The 16,795-nt window shown below is 24.6% G+C and carries 12 protein-coding genes; 8 read left to right on the top strand and 4 right to left on the bottom strand.

Annotated features, from left to right (window positions below):
* Window position 1 precedes the first annotated feature (1 nt).
* The 5 genes from AMYT_RS09415 to AMYT_RS09395 all read left to right on the top strand — a co-directional run bounded on the left by AMYT_RS09415 (window position 2) and on the right by AMYT_RS09395 (window position 6,546).
* Entirely contained in the window at window positions 2–436 is a 435-nt protein-coding gene (locus AMYT_RS09415) for a toxin-activating lysine-acyltransferase (protein WP_114842298.1), read from the top strand.
* 6 nt (window positions 437–442) lie between these two features.
* A complete protein-coding gene (locus AMYT_RS09410) occupies window positions 443–1,720 on the top strand; it encodes a TolC family protein (protein WP_114842297.1) in 1,278 nt (425 codons plus the stop codon).
* Window positions 1,713–3,860 (top strand): peptidase domain-containing ABC transporter, encoded by a 2,148-nt coding sequence (locus tag AMYT_RS09405; RefSeq protein ID WP_162919496.1) that lies wholly within the window; start codon window positions 1,713–1,715, stop codon window positions 3,858–3,860. Before AMYT_RS09410 ends, AMYT_RS09405 begins: the two co-directional genes overlap by 8 nt.
* Window positions 3,857–5,179, top strand: coding sequence for an HlyD family type I secretion periplasmic adaptor subunit (locus AMYT_RS09400; protein WP_114842295.1), 1,323 nt, complete (start codon window positions 3,857–3,859; stop codon window positions 5,177–5,179). The genes AMYT_RS09405 and AMYT_RS09400 overlap by 4 nt, the downstream gene beginning before the upstream one ends.
* Window positions 5,180–5,250: 71 nt before the next feature.
* Window positions 5,251–6,546: a hypothetical protein gene (locus tag AMYT_RS09395; protein WP_114842294.1), complete on the top strand. Its 1,296-nt coding sequence runs from the start codon at window positions 5,251–5,253 to the stop codon at window positions 6,544–6,546.
* Here the strand turns inward: AMYT_RS09395 and AMYT_RS09390 are convergent, their stop codons facing one another.
* Genes AMYT_RS09390 through AMYT_RS09375 form a run of 4 tightly spaced genes read right to left on the bottom strand, consistent with a single transcriptional unit; the run spans window position 6,547 to window position 13,138 of the window.
* On the bottom strand, window positions 6,547–7,581 hold the full coding sequence (locus AMYT_RS09390; RefSeq protein ID WP_114842293.1) for a phospholipase A: 1,035 nt from the start codon (window positions 7,579–7,581) through the stop codon (window positions 6,547–6,549).
* Complete coding sequence (locus AMYT_RS09385; protein WP_114842292.1) at window positions 7,568–8,866, bottom strand: TolC family protein; 1,299 nt, start codon at window positions 8,864–8,866, stop codon at window positions 7,568–7,570. Before AMYT_RS09385 ends, AMYT_RS09390 begins: the two co-directional genes overlap by 14 nt.
* Entirely contained in the window at window positions 8,859–11,993 is a 3,135-nt protein-coding gene (locus tag AMYT_RS09380) for an efflux RND transporter permease subunit (protein ID WP_114842291.1), read from the bottom strand. Before AMYT_RS09380 ends, AMYT_RS09385 begins: the two co-directional genes overlap by 8 nt.
* A gap of 8 nt (window positions 11,994–12,001) precedes the next feature.
* A complete protein-coding gene (locus AMYT_RS09375) occupies window positions 12,002–13,138 on the bottom strand; it encodes an efflux RND transporter periplasmic adaptor subunit (RefSeq protein WP_114842290.1) in 1,137 nt (378 codons plus the stop codon).
* Between the two features lie 96 nt (window positions 13,139–13,234).
* Between AMYT_RS09375 and AMYT_RS09370 the strand changes: the two genes are divergently transcribed.
* Genes AMYT_RS09370 through AMYT_RS09360 form a run of 3 tightly spaced genes read left to right on the top strand, consistent with a single transcriptional unit; the run spans window position 13,235 to window position 16,776 of the window.
* Window positions 13,235–13,846: a paraquat-inducible protein A gene (locus tag AMYT_RS09370; RefSeq protein ID WP_162919495.1), complete on the top strand. Its 612-nt coding sequence runs from the start codon at window positions 13,235–13,237 to the stop codon at window positions 13,844–13,846.
* Window positions 13,830–14,429 carry a paraquat-inducible protein A gene (locus AMYT_RS09365; RefSeq protein ID WP_162919494.1) on the top strand — a complete coding sequence of 200 codons (600 nt, stop codon included), beginning with the start codon at window positions 13,830–13,832 and terminating at the stop codon, window positions 14,427–14,429. The genes AMYT_RS09370 and AMYT_RS09365 overlap by 17 nt, the downstream gene beginning before the upstream one ends.
* A 1-nt stretch (window position 14,430) precedes the next feature.
* Window positions 14,431–16,776 (top strand): MlaD family protein, encoded by a 2,346-nt coding sequence (locus AMYT_RS09360; protein WP_114842287.1) that lies wholly within the window; start codon window positions 14,431–14,433, stop codon window positions 16,774–16,776.
* Window positions 16,777–16,795 lie beyond the last annotated feature (19 nt).

The following is a 16,795-nucleotide window of genomic DNA, read 5'->3' as shown; positions in this document are numbered from 1 at the left end:
AATGGAAAATAAAACTTTTGAAATGAGAGCAAAATTAACTGAGGTTTTAGGTGAGGCATTATTGGTAGTATTAAATTCAAATGCACATAGATTGAGTTTTTTTGTAGCAGATTTAGAATGGTTGCTTCTTCCACCATTAATGAAAGAGCAATTTAGATTATATAAAGATAAAGATAATAAACCAGTAGGATTGATACTGTGGGCTTATGTAAATGACGAAGTTGATAAAAGATTGCAATTAGGTGTAGGAAAACTCGGACTTGATGATTGGAATAGTGGTGATAATTTATGGATTATTGATTTAATTGCTCCTCTTGGGGGAGGAGATAAAATGTTAGAAGAGTTAAAAAACTCTTCTTTTAAAGGTAAAAAGTTTAAATATCAAAGTGTAGATAAAGATGGAAATAGAAAAATAATAACTGAAAATAGGGAATAATCTTCTATGAAAGTTATAATTGTTTTATTTTTCTTTGTATTTTTTTTATATTCAAAAACTTATGATTTAAAAGAAGTTTATAATCTTGCCTTTGCAATAAATGAGGATTATCAAATTTCACAATTTGAAAATAAGATAAAAAATAAAGAAGTAGATAAGTCTCTTTCTTCCTTTTATCCACAAGTTAGAATTGATGGAAAATATATAAGAAAAAATGAATTTCCCGTTATTGTTGATGGTATTGAAGAAGAAAGAAGAAAATATAGAAGAGATATTGTATTAAATATTGATCAAGTAATTTATGATAGAAGTAAATATCTCGATTATAAGATTAAAAGTAATGATTTCTCTCAAAGTATTTTAACTCAAACACAAGAAAAACAAAAACTTATGTTTGAGGTTATTAAATACTATTTTGAAACTCTTTTTAAAGCAAAACAAATAGATTTAGCAAATCAAAAATTAAAAAGATTGGAAAAAATACTTCAAAGGGCAAAATATAAATATAAATCTGGATTTATTTCAAAAGCAGACTATTTGGAATCAAAAGCTCAAAAAGATGAACTTCTAACTCAAAAATTAAGCTTAGAACTGGATTTTAATTTAAGTAAATCATATCTAGAAAAATTAACAGGTATTGAAAATATTGAGATTAAAAAGAATATTAATTTAGAAAAAGTAAATTTTTTAAATCTAAAAAATCAAGAAAATAAAATAGATGATAATATTGATATAAAAATACAAAAGTTAAAAGTTATACAAACTAAAATTAAAAAAGAATTATCTTTTAGTAAATTTGAACCAACATTAAGCCTTAATTACGAGTATGAAATGAACAATGTTCCAGGAATAGATAATGAAAAAAATCTTATTTTTTTATTACGAATCAATCTTTTTAATGGCTTTTATGATGTAAGAAACTATGAGCAATCAAAAATTTCAACAATAATTGAAACATTAGTTTTTAATAAACTTTTAAAAGAAACAAAGCAAAATTTGAAAAATAAAATAAATAAAATAACCTCTTATTTCAAAATTATCAAATCATATCCTGAAATTTTAAAGTCAAAAAAGTTTTCTTTAGATGGAATGAGAGAGCGATTTAATTTAGGAACTAAATCAATAATTGATTTACTAGATGAGGAAAATAAGTATTATGAAAAGTTAAATAAATTTACAGAATTTAAATATCTTTTTATTTTGGAGTATGCAAGTTTAAAGCAGTATACAAGTAGCTTAGATAATGAGTTTTTAGAAAAAGTAAATGGATTTTTATATGAATGAAAAAGTACAAATACAAAATAGTTTAGTTCATTGTTTTTTATTATTAACAAGAATACAAAATAATGAAATCAATTATGAAGATGTTATTCATAAAAGTGGAACTTCTAAAAAAATAGAAGAACAAGATCTTTTTTATGTTGCTTCGGAATATTATGGATTTAAAGTAAAAAAAATAAATGCAGGAATAGAAAAAATATATAAAAATCCTCTTCCTTGTGTAGTAAAACTTAAAGATAATCAATATTCTTTACTTTTTTCAATTAAAGATAATATTTATACTATATATGATTTTGAAACTTCACAAAAAGTTCAATTGGATAAACAAAAATTTGAAAATATATATGATGGATCGATAATTTTATTTGCTAAGAAAGATAATGTAAATGAAATTGATTCTATTTCAAACTTTGGTTTAGGATGGTTTATTAAATCCTTTTTTAAACAAAATAGATTAGTTTATCATGTTCTTTTTGCAGCTTTTATAATCCAATTATTTGCATTAATTACTCCTTTATTTACTATGATTATTATTGACAAAGTATTTAGTTCTAGTGGTAGAAGTACATTGGAGGTATTAATTATAGGATTATTTATAATTTCAATTTTTGATTTTATTATTTCTTATTCAAGAAAACATCTTCTTAGTCATATGACAGCTATTGTTGATATTACTTTAGTTTCAAAGTTTTTTAGGCATCTTACTTCTTTGCCTTTAAGTTTTTATGGGAATAAACAATCAGGAGATACAGTTGCAAGATTTAAAGAAATAGAATATATAAGAAATTTTATAAGTTCAAACTTATTGACTTCATTTATTGATTTTCCATTTGGATTGATTTTTTTAATTATAATGTTTTTATTTTCTCCACTACTAACTCTTTTTGTACTTATTGCTATTATTATAATCTTTATATTATATGGGGTAGCAAATCCTATTTTAAAAGAAAGATTGAAAAAGAAATTAGAACTTTCAACAGATTCCCAATCATATTTATTTGATTGTATCTCTTCTATTGAAACTATTAAATCTATGTCAATAGAACCTACAATTAGAAGAGATTATGAAGAACATTTGGCAAAACAAACTAAATATAACACAAGAACAGATGATATTTCTGGAAATATTTCTCAAATTGCAGCTTTTATAAATAAATTAACAATTGCGGTATGTCTATGGATAGGGGCTTTAAGTGTACTTGATGGAAATATGACAGCAGGGCAATTAATTGCTTTTAATATGCTAGTAGGAAGGATAATGGCTCCTGCTCAAAGAATTGCACAAACCTTACAACAAATTTATCAAGTGAAAATCTCTACAAAAAGAGTAAGAGAGATATTTAATACAAAAGAAGAGATTTCTATAAACTCTATAAATAAAAGTTTACCTACTTTAAAAGGAGAGGTTATTTTTGAAAATGTTTCATTTAAATATTTTGAACATTCTAATTTAGTATTAAATAATATAAATTTACAAATAAAACAAGGAGAAATTATAGGAATAGTAGGAAGATCAGGCTCTGGAAAAACAACTTTTACAAGACTTTTACAAAGATTATATTCTCCAAGTAGTGGAAAAATAAAAATAGATGCTTTAGATATTGCTACAATTGATCCTAATTGGCTTAGAAGACAAATAGGAGTGGTAATGCAAGATAATTTACTTTTAAATAAAAGTATTAAAGATAATATCTTACTTGCTAATCCTTTGGCAACTATGGAAGATATACAAAGAGTTTGTGAACTAAGTGGAGCAATAGAATTTATCAAAGAGTTACCAAATGCATATGATACCATTGTTGGAGAGAGAGGAAATCTAATTTCAACAGGACAAAGGCAAAGAATAGCAATTGCAAGAGCATTGATAAATAATCCTAGTATTTTGATTTTTGATGAAGCAACAAGTGCAATAGATTTTGAATCAGAAATGATAATCCAACAAAATTTAAAAAAGATTTGTGATAATAGAACAGTTTTTATTATTTCTCATAGGGTTTCTGTATTAAAAATAGTAGATAAAATCATCTCTTTATATAATGGAAATATAATAGAAGAGGGGACAAAAGAGGAGTTATTAAAAAATTCTAAAGGGTATTTTGCAAATTTATGTAAAGCCCAAAATATATTAAGTGAGATAAAATGAAAAAAGATAACATAGAGTTTTTATCAGGATTAGATAGTATTTTATCTTCTAAATTTTCTAAGTCATTATGGATAATACCTTTTTTAATAGGTTCTTTTTTTCTTTGTTTGATTTTATGGTTAAGCCTAAGTCAAGTTGATGTAATAGCTCCTTCTCAAGGAAAAACAATTCCTAGTTCTAGAATGATATATATTCAACCCAAAGAAACAAGTATAGTAAAAAAAGTTTTTGTAAAAAATGGACAAAGAGTAAAAAAAGGTGAAATTTTACTTGAGTTTCAAGATAATATGGAAACTATTGATAATAATGGAATTAAAATTAAGTATCAAATAGCTTTATCTAAAAAACTTTATTATAAAGCTTTAATTGATTATATAAAAGAAGAAACTAAAGTTGATAAAATAGAGACAAAGGAGCTTTTATCTTCTTTTTTAAAAAGAATTAATTCTGAATTAGAAAGTAGCATTTTTTCTTTTGATACAGAAGTTTCATCTTTAAAAATGAAAATAGAAAAAATAAGTTTTGAAAAGAAAATGATAGAGGCAGAATTTCAAAAACAGTTAAAAATATTACCTTATATTGAATATAAATTAACACAAATGAAATCGTTAGTTTCTAAAGGATTAGAATCAGAAATCATTTTAAAAGATTTAGAAAAAGAGTATATAGAAAGACAACAAAATATTAAAATTAAAAAAGAAGAAAAAAGTAAATTAAATACTCAATTAAAAATAGCAAAAAAAGAGTTGTCCCAGTTTAAAAGTAATACTTTAGAAGAATATATAAAAAAATATTCTGAGGTATCAAATGAAATAGAAAGTCTAATTCCTGATTTACAAAGAAGTGATTATTTATTACAAATAAAAACAATTATTGCTCCTCAAAATGGTGAAATTTACAATCTAAAAAATATTACAGAAGGAAAAGTTTTACAATCTGGTGAAGTTATAATGGAAATTATTCCTGAAAAATCACCTTTAGAAGTTGAAGCAAAAGTTTTAAATAGAGATATTGGTTTTATAAGTGTAGGACAAAAAGTAAAAGTAAAAATTGATAGTTTTAAATTTACTAAATATGGATATATTCAAGGAGTTATTACAAATATAGAAAAATCTTCAATTTTAGATGAGAATTTAGGAGAAGTTTATCCTATTATTGTAGAACTTAGTACAAATAAGATGAAAATCGATGATAAATATGTAACTTTAAAACCTGGTATGACTTGTAGTGTTGATATAAAAATAGGAAAAAGAAGACTAATAGAATATATTATTTCTCCTATGATTAGATATAAAGATGAAGCTTTAAAAGAAAAATAAAAAAATAAAAAATTTTACATTTAAAATATATAATGTTATAATAAATAAAATTATTTTAAAATGGAAAAATTATGAGAGTTATATATTTATTTTTAGGAGCTTTATTTTTAATTGTAGGGTGTGGCAAAAAAGAAGAAAAAGTTATAATAACAGATAAAATTTATAATGCAAGCTTAGTTGATAATAAGGGCTCTAAAAATACAAAAAAAGAGGAAAATAGATATTTTTTTAATAAAGAGTTCTTTTATCCTATAAGTATAATTCCAAATAAAAATACATATTTTGATATAAACAATAATAAAAAATATGATGATGAGATTGATGTTTTAATCACTGAAAAAATTAAAACTTATAGTAATTTAGTTACTTTTATTTCGATTTATATTTCACAAAAAGTAAAGGATTCAGAAAATTTTGAAGCAAAACTGCAAGAAGAATATGAAAAACTTGCTAAGATTTTTGAAATTTCAGATATAAATGAATTGAAAAAAATCTCTTCAGAAATAAAAGATATAAATGCACTTTTTCTTACTTATGCAATATCTTTTTCTTTAAAAGATGGAAAAACTTTTGAGACTATTACAAATGAAGATCTAAAAAAAGAAGTTTCAAATATAAAAAATAGTCTTTATTCAAATAATTTAAAAGATATAAATTATATAGATATTATAAATAGTCATCTTGAAATGCAAGCTCATTCGTATGTAAACTCAATTACAACTAAAACTTTATCATTTAGTGATAAATTTTTAAAAGTTGATACTGAGTTTTATACTCCTTTTGAAAAAGATAAGATTTTAAAGTTTTTTATTAATACTAAAAAAAATGAAATAGAATTAAGTCTTTACAATAATAAAGGGGAGTTTATAAAAAAAGAGAAAACTTCTAAGTACACTTTAGCAAAAAATACTACTTTAAATGTAGAAGATGAAATATGGAAGTTTACAATTGAAAATAATCAGATATTTCTTCAAACTAATGATTCTTTATTTAAACTATATAATTTAATAAGTAAAGTAATAGAACTTTATGATGTTTCAATGATAAAAAATAAGACTATTTTTATAAAAGATGAAAATAATACTTTTTCTTTTATTGAAGACCAAAACAATAGAAATTATTTAGAGATTAATAAAAGTCAAAAAAAAGTAGGTCTCTTTTGGGATAAGGTATCTGACAATAGATTTGTTGTTTTATATGAAAATGAAAAAGCAGATTTTGCAAGTGAAGAAAATATAATAACTTTTGATTTTATTGATGGGAAAATAGAAGAAAATGCAAAAATACAAATTAGTTATTATGATGAAGTAATTAATGATTTTAAAGTAGAAACAAAAACTATACAAAAAGTTTCTACTTTAAGATGATTATCTTGTAAAAGCTATTCCTAAACCTATTTTGTTTATCTCTTTATCATAATCAATTAAACTATCTCCATAGCCACTAAAAACTTGAAAATATCCAAAACTATTTGCAATATTAAGAAAGCTTGGAAGAGGAAAACTCCAGTTAAACTCAACTGCTCCTTTATTATCTTTATTTAATCTAAGATTATTTCTAAGTTTTAATTCAAAAGTATGTTTTTTATATGGATAAAAAAAAGTCAAATCCCCAAAACCTAGATATTTTTCTATATCTTTATTATCATCATTACTAGTTTTTTCTGGTATTCTATACCAAATTCTTGGAATTAAAAAAAGATTTGAGTATTGAAAATAACTTTCTAAATATACTCTATTCCAAGACCTTGATTTCTCTTCTGCTTGTCCATTTGATTCATGTAAGAATGAAATTTTATACCCTTTTAATGACGAATTATCATTTTTATATGGAATTGTTACAAAAAATTCAGGTTGATAATTTGATTCTCTAAAAGGTGCTGATTCTCTTGAAGTTTGCCAATATGATTTTTGAGTATAAGCAAAAGAGATAGTCTCATTTAAACCAAATATATTATATGTTAATGGTTTTTCAAAACTTAATTGAAATTTTGTTTCATATTGACTTCTATTATCTTTTTCTTTTGTATCATAAGTAACAGGAAGTAAATATGTAGTTTTATAAGGGTATAAACCAAAGTCTCTAATAATTACTTGTTCTAAAGTATTTGAAGTCTCTTTATCTTCAATTTTATCAAGATATTTATTGAAAAATTTACTTTTTAAACTTGTAAAATCTTTTTTTGTATTTGAATCTTTTTTTGTTTGTTTAAAACTTATTGATTCTTCAATTTTTTTTTGAGGTTTATTTAAATTGGCTATTTTTTTATAAATTTCCATAGCCTCTTTGTATTGTTGGTTTTTTTCATATTCTAAAGCCTGTTCATACAAGCTATTTATATTATTTGCAAATAATGAAGTTGAAAAAAACAAAATTATTAATGCTTGTTTATATCTCTTCATTTATTAATCCAATAGAATATTTAAGCTTTGCTAAATTAGAAAGATAAGAATAATAGATATTTACTAAAGAGCTTTTTGCTTGTGTATATTCAAGTTTTGCATCATTTAATTCTATTAAGTCATTTAATCCAGCTTTATATCTTTCATTTGCTAAGTTTAGATTTTCAGTTGCCAAATTTACATTTAATAAACCAATATTTAAACTATCAATACTCTCTTTTACATTTAAATGAGCAGCTGTTATTTCTTGTTTTATATCTAAAATTTGTTGTTGTAGTTCTTTTTTTGAGCTACTTAATTTAGATAAAGAGATTTTATTATCTGCCACTGTTGAAAATCCTGTAAAAAAGTTCCATTTTAAATTTAAAGAAATAGAAGATTGTTCCAAATCTTCTGAAGTTATCTTATCTGAGTCACTATTATTATAAGTTGCATCTAAATCAACTCTTGGTAAATATTCAGCTTTACTTACATCTAAAAGTTCTCTATTTGCTTCAATTTTTGCTTTATATTTTTTTATTTCTTCTCTTTTTTCCAATCCTAAACTTATTAGATTTTCTAAAGAGTAGTCTTTATATTTTGTACTTTCTACTAAAGTTACTATTTTTTGATTATGAAATTTTATATTTATATTAGAATCTAAATCTTTCCCTAAAATAGAAATAAGTTTTGTATTTGCAGTTTTTAGATTATATTTTGCTTGAATAAGTTTTAATTTAGAGTTTGATAATTTTAGTTTTGCATTTGTTACATCAATTTTTGTTCTAACTCCTGCTTTAAAATACTCTTGTGCTTGATTTAGTTGTAGCTCATCAAGTTTTACTGCTTCTTTTGCAACTTCAATTTGTTGATATTTATTTAAAATATCATAATAAGTTGATGTTACTTCTAAAATAGTCTTTGAAATAGTAGCTCTTAAATCATTTTGTGCTTCATTATAACTATATTTTGAAGAAGATATATTACTTGTTGTTTTTCCAAAATCATAAATAAGTTGATTTGCATTTATACCTATACTATTTACATTGTCATCAACTTTTACATTATTTTGTTCAATCTCTTTTTGAGAGGCTGAGGCATTTAAAGACATATTTGGTAGATAAGAAGAAGTTGTTTTATTTACTTGTTCTTTTTTTATATTTGCTTGTTGTTTTGATAATTCTATATTTGTATTATTTTTTAAAGCAATAGTAATTAATTCTTCTAAATTTAAATCCTTTGCAAAACTTGTAGATATAAAAAGTGCGAAACAACTAATAATTGATAACTTTTTTAATTTATGCATTATTTTTCCTTTCTCTTAATCTTTGAAGTATTACAAAAAGTACAGGAGTTAAAAATAAAGTTAAAATTGTTGACATTACCATACCTCCAAATACTGCTGTTCCTAATGATTGTCTAGAAGCAGCTCCTGCTCCACTTGCAAATACTAAAGGCAATATTCCCAATAAAAATGCAAAAATAGTCATTAAAATTGCTCTAAGTCTTAATAAAGAAGCATTCATAGCACTTTCTATTATACTTTCTCCTTTTTCTCTTAGCTCTTTTGCAAATTCAATAATCAATATGGCATTTTTGCAAGACATTGCAATTAAAAGTACAAGTCCAATTTGGGTATAAGTATCATTTAATAAGTCTGCTATAACATTTGCACCTAAAGCACCAAACATAACTGCTGGAATTGGTATCATTATCATAAGTGGCATCATCCAAGATTCATATTGTGCAGCTAAAAATAAAAATACCATTAAAATAGATAAAGCAAAAATATAAGTTGCTGCATTTCCTGCTTCTTTTTCTTGTAAACTTAAACCTGCAAATTCATATCCTATTTCAGAATCCAAAGTCTCTTTTGCTAGTTTTTCAATAGTTTTTATTGCATCTCCTGAACTATATCCTTCTTTTGCATTATGAACTCCATTTATTGAAATACTTTGATAAGAGTTAAAGTGAGTGATAGTATTAACTCCACTTGTTCTTTTTATTTCTACAATTGTACTTAAAGGAACTATATCCCCTTTAGAATTTTTTACAAAATAGTTATTTATAGAGTTTTTTTCATTTCTATAATTTTCATCAGCTTGAATAAATACCCTATAAGTTTTTCCAAATTTATTAAAGTCATTGATATATAAAGAACCAAGATATGTTTGTAAAACTGCAAATACATCATTTAATTTTAAGTTTAATGCAGATACTTTATCTCTATTTATATCAATATAATATTGAGGATAATTACTATTAAAAGTAGTATAAGCCATCATAATAGATTTTTCTTCATTTAATCTTTTTATAAATTCTTGGGCTTTTTGTTCAAACTCTTTTATATTCATTGCTTGTAAATTTTGAAGTTTTACTTCAAATCCACCAACAGCTGAAAGACCAGGGATTGATGGCATATTAAATACTTTTACATTTGCATTTTCTATTTGAGTATTTGCTTTTTGGTTTATACTAGCTATGATTGAATTAATAGAAGTCTCTTTTGTAGTTCTTTTTTCCCAATCTTCTAATACTAAGAAAACCGTAGCCGTTGAAGAATCTAATGCTCCTGTAATAAGGTTAAACCCTGCAACTGATAAAACATCTCTAACCCCTTTTGTCTCTTTCATAATTTCAACAATTTTATCTGTTGTATTTTCTGTTTTATTTAAAGTTGTTCCTGCTTGAAGAGAAATAGAAGCTACTAATGTACCTTGGTCTTCATCTGGAAGAAACCCTGTTGGTAAAAGTTTAAAAGCAAAATAAGTAGCACCTAAAAGTAGAAAATAAACTAAAATTACTATTTTCCAATATTTAATAAGTTTTTCTAAAATTACTTTATATACATTTTTAAAACTATCTAAAGCATTATCAAATTTTTCAAAAATAAAATTCTTTTTATGTTCTTGTGTATGAGATTTTGTTTTCTTTAAAAGTGTTACACAAAGTGCAGGTGATAAAGTTAAGGCATTTATTGCAGAAATTATTACTGAAAAAGAAATTGTAGTTGCAAATTGTTTATATAAAGCTCCTGAAATTCCAGGGATAAAAGTAACAGGTATAAATACAGCAAGTAATACTAGTGTTGTAGAAACAATAGGTGTAAATACTTCTTTCATTGCTTTAGTAGTTGCTTCTTTTATAGTCATATTTGGATTTTTCTCTAAGTTTGCTTCCACATTTTCAACTACAATAATAGCATCATCCACAACTATCCCAATAGCTAAAATTAATCCAAATAAAGTTAAGGTATTTATTGAAAAATCTAAAGCTAAAAGTAGGGCAAAAGTACCTATTAAAGATACGGGAATAGCAATTGCAGGGATAATAGTTGTTCTAAGTGATTGTAAAAAAATATAAACTACAAAAAGTACAAGTAATAAGGCTTCAAATAGTGTTTGTATAACTTCTTCAATAGAAACTTCCACAAACTTTGTAGTATCATATGAAGCTTCAACAACAACTCCTTGTGGAAATCTATCTTTTAATTCTTGAATTTTTTCATTTACTTTTGTTGCTACATCTAAAGCATTTGCTTCTGGAAGTTGATATATCCCTAAAGCTGCTGTTGGCTTATTATTTAATTTTGCTGACCAACTGTAATTTTCAGCACCTAATTCTACCCTTGCAATATCTTTTATTCTTACCTTACTTCCATCACTATTTTGTCTAATAATTACATCTTCAAACTCTTTTGCAGATACAAGTTTTGTTTTTGAAGTAAGGGTATATTGAAATTTATTTGAAGAGTTATTTGGACTACTTCCAACTGTTCCAAGTGCAGCTTGTAAATTTTGTTCTTTAATTGCAGCTGTTACTTCATTGATTGAAATACCAAGGTTTGAAAGTTTATCTGGATTTATCCAGATTCTCATAGAATACTTTCTCTCCCCTAAATTTTGTACATCTCCTACTCCATCTATTCTTTTTAACTCTTCTGCTATATTAATACTTGCAAAGTTTGATAAAAAAAGTGCATCATGCATAGGATTTGAAGATTTTACAGTTAGAATTTGTACCATTGAAGTTGATTTTTTCTTAGTTGTAACTCCTTGCTGTTTTACTGATTCAGGTAAAACAGGCATGGCTAAAGTTACTCTATTTTGTACATCAATAGCTGCAACATTTAAATCATATCCAGATTTAAAATATAAGTTTATTGTTGAAACTCCATCCGAAGAAGAAGTTGAATCCATATATATCATTCCTTCAACACCATTTAATTGTTCTTCAATAGGTGTTGTAACAGAAGTTTCAACAACTTGGGCACTTCCTCCAGTATATTTTGCACTAACTTGAATTGTTGGTGGAGTCATTTGAGGGAATTGTGCAATTGGTAATAAATATAAAGAAATAAGTCCTACAATAACAATAAAAATAGAGATAACTTTTGCAAAAATAGGACGATTAATAAATAAAATTGAAAACATAACTTATCCTACTTTTTTATTGGATTTTCTACTTCTATTGGTTCTACAACTAAACTATTTCTTAGTTTTGTTATATCACTTACAACAACTTTATCTCCTTCTTTTAATCCACTTTCTATAATTACTAAATTATTATTGCTAAATTTAATTTCTACTTGTCTAGTTTCTATTTGGTTTTTATCATTTACTATTAAAACATAAGAACCCAGTTGATTTTGTCCTAGATTATTTGGATTTACTGCAATTATTTCTATTTTATCTGTTATAAATAATCTTATTTCTACAAAAGTTCCAGGGAAAAGTAATTTTTCATTATTATTAATTATGGCTCTCATAGCTACTGTTCCAGTAGTTTCATTTGTAACATTATCTATAAAATCCACATATCCTTTTGCTTTTACTGTTTTATAGCTATTTTCTGTTTGTATAACTTCAACAGGAGAATCTTTTTGAGAACTATACCTTTTTATAAGTGCTACTTCATCACTGCTTGGATTAAAGTTTACATATAAAGGATTACTTTGGACAATTTTTGCTAAAACAGTATTTGAAGCATTTATCATATTTCCTATATCTACTAAAGGTTTTCCAATAACTCCATCAATAGTTGCTTTGATTTGAGTATAATCCACATCTAATTTTGCTTGTTTAAGTGCTGCAATATCAGCATCAACAACAGCTTTTAACTGCTTTTGTTCAGCTATTAATTGATCAAGTTTTTCTTTTGGTGCAAGCCCTTTTTTTACTAATGGCTCATATCTATTTACATTTGCTATTGCAAGATTTAAACTTGCTTTATCTTTTTGTAAAGTAGCATTTTTTTGCTCAACTATACTTTTATATTTACTATCATCAATTTTAAATAAAAGTTGATCTTTTTTAACAGTTTGTCCTGCTTCAAAATATCGTTTTTGAAGTTCTCCTGTTACTCTTGAAGTAATAGAAACATTTTTAAAAGCTTCAGTTTTTCCTGAAAAATCAACCCAAATTGGATAGGTTTGTTTTTTTAATGTATGTACTTTTACTTTAATAGGTGTTATATTTACAGCCGGCTTTTCTTCCTTTTTACTTTCTTGACAACCAGAAAATAATACAATAAGAGAGATGATTGAGATACTTAGAAGTAATTGCTTTAAAATAGTCATATTAAGCCTTTTTTTTATATTGTACTCAAAGGTTACATTTAAATTATTTTTATGATTATTATAATATAGTATGTTATATTAAAAGAAGGAATGTTATTGTCTGAAAACTTAGAGAACATTACAATTTGCAAAGATTGTGGCTTAGTATTAAATAAGCCAAAAGTAGATTATAAACATCAATTTCATTGTCCAAGATGTAATGCAATAGTGTATAGATTTGGGCAGGATTATCAAGTTGTTTTACTTTTTGCAATAACTTCAATAATTCTTTTTTTTCCAGCTATTTTTTTACCATTATTAAGTTTAGAAATTTTGGAATTAAAGCAAACTACTACTTTAGTGGAGACACTTCTAATATTTTTTAGCAATGGCTATACGGCTATTTCAATATTAATAACTTTTATTGGGGTAATTACTCCTTTTTGTATGTTAATATTAATCTTATCTATTTTAATACCTTTAAAATTAGGAAAAGATGCAAGATTTGTCTCTAAACCTTTAAAATTTTATGAGCATCTTTTAGAGTGGCAAATGGCTGAAGTTTATATGATAAGTATTATTGTCTCTATTATTAAACTTCAAAAAATGGCAACTTTAAGTATAGGCTTAGGCTTTTATTTCTTTTTAGGCTTTTTAATAATGATGTTTTTAACTATGTCTTTATTTAATCCTTATGATGTATGGAATGATGATGAATTACAAAAGTGATAAAGATTTAGGATTGGTATTATGTTCCCATTGTTCAAAGGTATCAACTATTGATGTAAAAATTTGTCCAAGATGCAATAGTAAATTAAAACAAAGAGATGAATACTCTTTACTTAAAACTCTAAGTTTTAGCATAATAGCTATTATTTTTTTAGTACCAGCAAACTTGCTTCCCATGATGTATGTGACAACTTTAGGAGTAATTGAAGCAAATACTATTTTTGATGGAATAGTTTATTTTTTTCAAACAAAATCCTATTTAATAGCTTTTGTAATTTTTGTAGCTAGTATCGCTGTTCCTATATTTAAATTAGCAGTATTACTTTATTTATTATATATTACAAAATACAATAAAATAGAACTTGCAAGAAATGCAACTAGATATTATAGAATTATAAAATTTATTGGCAAATGGTCTATGTTAGATATTTTTGTTGTTGCTTTGATGATAGTTATGGTACAGTTTGAAAATTTATCAAATATTAGTGCAGGGCTTGCTGCTGTTGCTTTTACTATTGTTGTAGTAATGACGATGCTTGCAACGGAGAGTTTTGATACAAGACAATTATGGGATAAGGATTAGTATGAATGAAGAAATTAAATATGAGAGTGTAAAAAAAAGTAAAAAAATTGTATTTATTATTTGGCTATTACCTTTTATAGCCTTACTTATCTCTTCTATAATGGTATATAAACATTTTGATGAACAAGGTGAAGAAATAAGTATTTATTTTGATAATGCAGAAGGACTTGTATCAGGAAAAACACCTTTAAAATATAAAGGTATTAAAATAGGAGTTATTTCTAGTATTGAAGTTGATATAAATAATATTGATAAGTTTTTAGTAAAAATATCAGTTCATAAACAAGCTCTTGACTTAGTTACAAGAAAAGGCACAATGTTTTGGAAAGTTGAACCAAAAGCAACTATTACTGAAATCTCAGGATTAAATACTATTTTAAGTGGTATATATATAGAAGCTATGCCTAAAGTTAAAAGTGTAGAAGAGATAAAAAAGTTACCTAAAAGATATATTTTTCAAGCAAGTAATGAAAAACCTATTGATTATTTTGAAGAGGGACTTTTTTTAACTTTAAAATCTTCAAAAGGCAGTTTAGAAGTAGGTGCTCCGGTTTTATATAAAAGTTTTGTAGTTGGAAAAATAGTAAAAAAGAATTTAGTAAAAAATGATATTTTATATACTATTTTTATAGAAGATAAATATAAAAGTTTAGTTAAACAAAGTAGTAATTTTTGGAATATAAGTGGAGTGGATTTAAAAGCAACTCTATCAGGAATTAGATTTAAAATTGATACTTTAGCTTCTCTTATTGCTGGGGGAATACAATTTGATTCAAATTCACAAGAAGAGGGTCTAAAAAATACAAAAAAAGTATTTGAGTTATATGATAGTAAAGATGAAATTGCTTATTTAAAAGATTATTTAGTTTTACAGTCTAATCAAGGACATAATTTAGAAGTTGAGTTTAGTAAAGTTTTTTATAATGGAATTGAAATAGGTTTTGTTGATGATTTAAAATATTTACCAAATGAAAAAATAGGCTATATTTTTATAAAACTAAAAAAAGAGTTTAGTTCTATTTTAGAGTATAAACCTTATTTTGAGTTAGTAAAACCTAGCTTTTCATTGGAAAATATTGAAGGTTTATCTACTCTTGTAAAGGGTAATTATATAAAAGTTACTAAAACTACAAATAAATTAAGTAAAGTGGATGATATATATACTTTAAATGATAAATCAATTGCAAAAAGTGTTTATAATATAGTTTTAAAAACCAAAGATAGTATAAATATTTCTGAAAATGCACCAATATACTTTAAAAATATAGAAGTAGGTAAAGTAAAAAATAAAAAATTATTTAAAAATAGTGATGAGTTAAGAGTTGAAGCAGAAATTTTTAAAGAGTATAAATATTTAGTTAATGATAGTTCAATTTTTTATGCTCAATCTCCCATTGAAATAAATGCAAATATTGATAATATCTCTTTTAAAACAGCTCCTTTAAATGGTTTTATTAACTCTTCAATAGCTTTTGAAACACCAAATTTAAAGACTAAAAGAACTATAAATAGATTTGAACTTTTTTCAAGTTATAAACAGATGTTAGAAGAAAAATATCTACAACAAAAAGCAAAAAGATTTACTATTAGTTTAGATGATGCAAATTTAATAGCTACTTCAAATAATATCTATTTTAAAGGAGTAGAAGCTGGTAAGGTGCTTTCTAAAATTTACAATGAAAAAACTTCAAAAATTGATGTTGAGATTTTTGTATTTGAAAACTTTGCTAATTTTATAAATGAAAGTACAAAATTTTATGCTTTAGATAGTTTAAATATAGACTTCTCATTAAGTAAATTAAATATAAATACTCAACCTTTAGATAGGTTAGTAAAAGGTGGTATTTCATTTATTACTTTAAATGAAGAAGCAAAAAAAGTCAATAAATTTTATAATTTCCCTTTTTATAAAAACCTAGAAGAGATTTATAATGAAAAAAGATTTAATAATGATGGCTTAAGAATAGTTGTAAATGCAAAACGAAAAAGCTCATTAAAAGAAAATTCGCCTGTATTTTATAGACAACTTCAAATTGGAGTTGTGGAAAAATATAAGCTTTCAAAAGATGGTACAAATGTTCAATTGCAATTATATATTGATAAAGAGTTTAAAAACTTAGTAAGGGAGAATTCTATTTTTTATAATGCTACTGCTTTTGGTATGAAAATTAGCCTTTTAGGTGTAAAAATTTCAACAGAGACTTTAGAGACATTATTAACTGGTGGTATTTCTTTAGTAACTCCAACGCAATATAAACAAAGAGCAAAACAAATGTCAAAATTTCCTTTATATGATGATGTACAAGAGGAGTGGTTGCAGTGGAATCCTAAATTTGAAAAGCTATAATTTTTTAAAATAGTTTTTC

Source organism: Malaciobacter mytili LMG 24559, assembly GCF_003346775.1.
Classification (GTDB): Bacteria; Campylobacterota; Campylobacteria; order Campylobacterales; family Arcobacteraceae; genus Malaciobacter; species Malaciobacter mytili.
The sequence above is the reverse complement of the archived record's forward strand: the minus strand, read 5'-3'. Positions and strand labels throughout refer to the sequence as shown.

What these genes read in the sequence shown, in the direction of transcription:
- AMYT_RS09415 (WP_114842298.1), top strand. Translation starts at nt 2, where the DNA reads ATGGAAAATAAAACTTTTGAAATGAGAGCAAAATTAACTGAGGTTTTA.
- AMYT_RS09410 (WP_114842297.1), top strand. Translation starts at nt 443, where the DNA reads ATGAAAGTTATAATTGTTTTATTTTTCTTTGTATTTTTTTTATATTCA.
- AMYT_RS09405 (WP_162919496.1), top strand. Translation starts at nt 1,713, where the DNA reads ATGAATGAAAAAGTACAAATACAAAATAGTTTAGTTCATTGTTTTTTA.
- AMYT_RS09400 (WP_114842295.1), top strand. Translation starts at nt 3,857, where the DNA reads ATGAAAAAAGATAACATAGAGTTTTTATCAGGATTAGATAGTATTTTA.
- AMYT_RS09395 (WP_114842294.1), top strand. Translation starts at nt 5,251, where the DNA reads ATGAGAGTTATATATTTATTTTTAGGAGCTTTATTTTTAATTGTAGGG.
- AMYT_RS09390 (WP_114842293.1), bottom strand. Translation starts at nt 7,581, where the DNA reads ATGAAGAGATATAAACAAGCATTAATAATTTTGTTTTTTTCAACTTCA.
- AMYT_RS09385 (WP_114842292.1), bottom strand. Translation starts at nt 8,866, where the DNA reads ATGCATAAATTAAAAAAGTTATCAATTATTAGTTGTTTCGCACTTTTT.
- AMYT_RS09380 (WP_114842291.1), bottom strand. Translation starts at nt 11,993, where the DNA reads ATGTTTTCAATTTTATTTATTAATCGTCCTATTTTTGCAAAAGTTATC.
- AMYT_RS09375 (WP_114842290.1), bottom strand. Translation starts at nt 13,138, where the DNA reads ATGACTATTTTAAAGCAATTACTTCTAAGTATCTCAATCATCTCTCTT.
- AMYT_RS09365 (WP_162919494.1), top strand. Translation starts at nt 13,830, where the DNA reads ATGAATTACAAAAGTGATAAAGATTTAGGATTGGTATTATGTTCCCAT.
- AMYT_RS09360 (WP_114842287.1), top strand. Translation starts at nt 14,431, where the DNA reads ATGAATGAAGAAATTAAATATGAGAGTGTAAAAAAAAGTAAAAAAATT.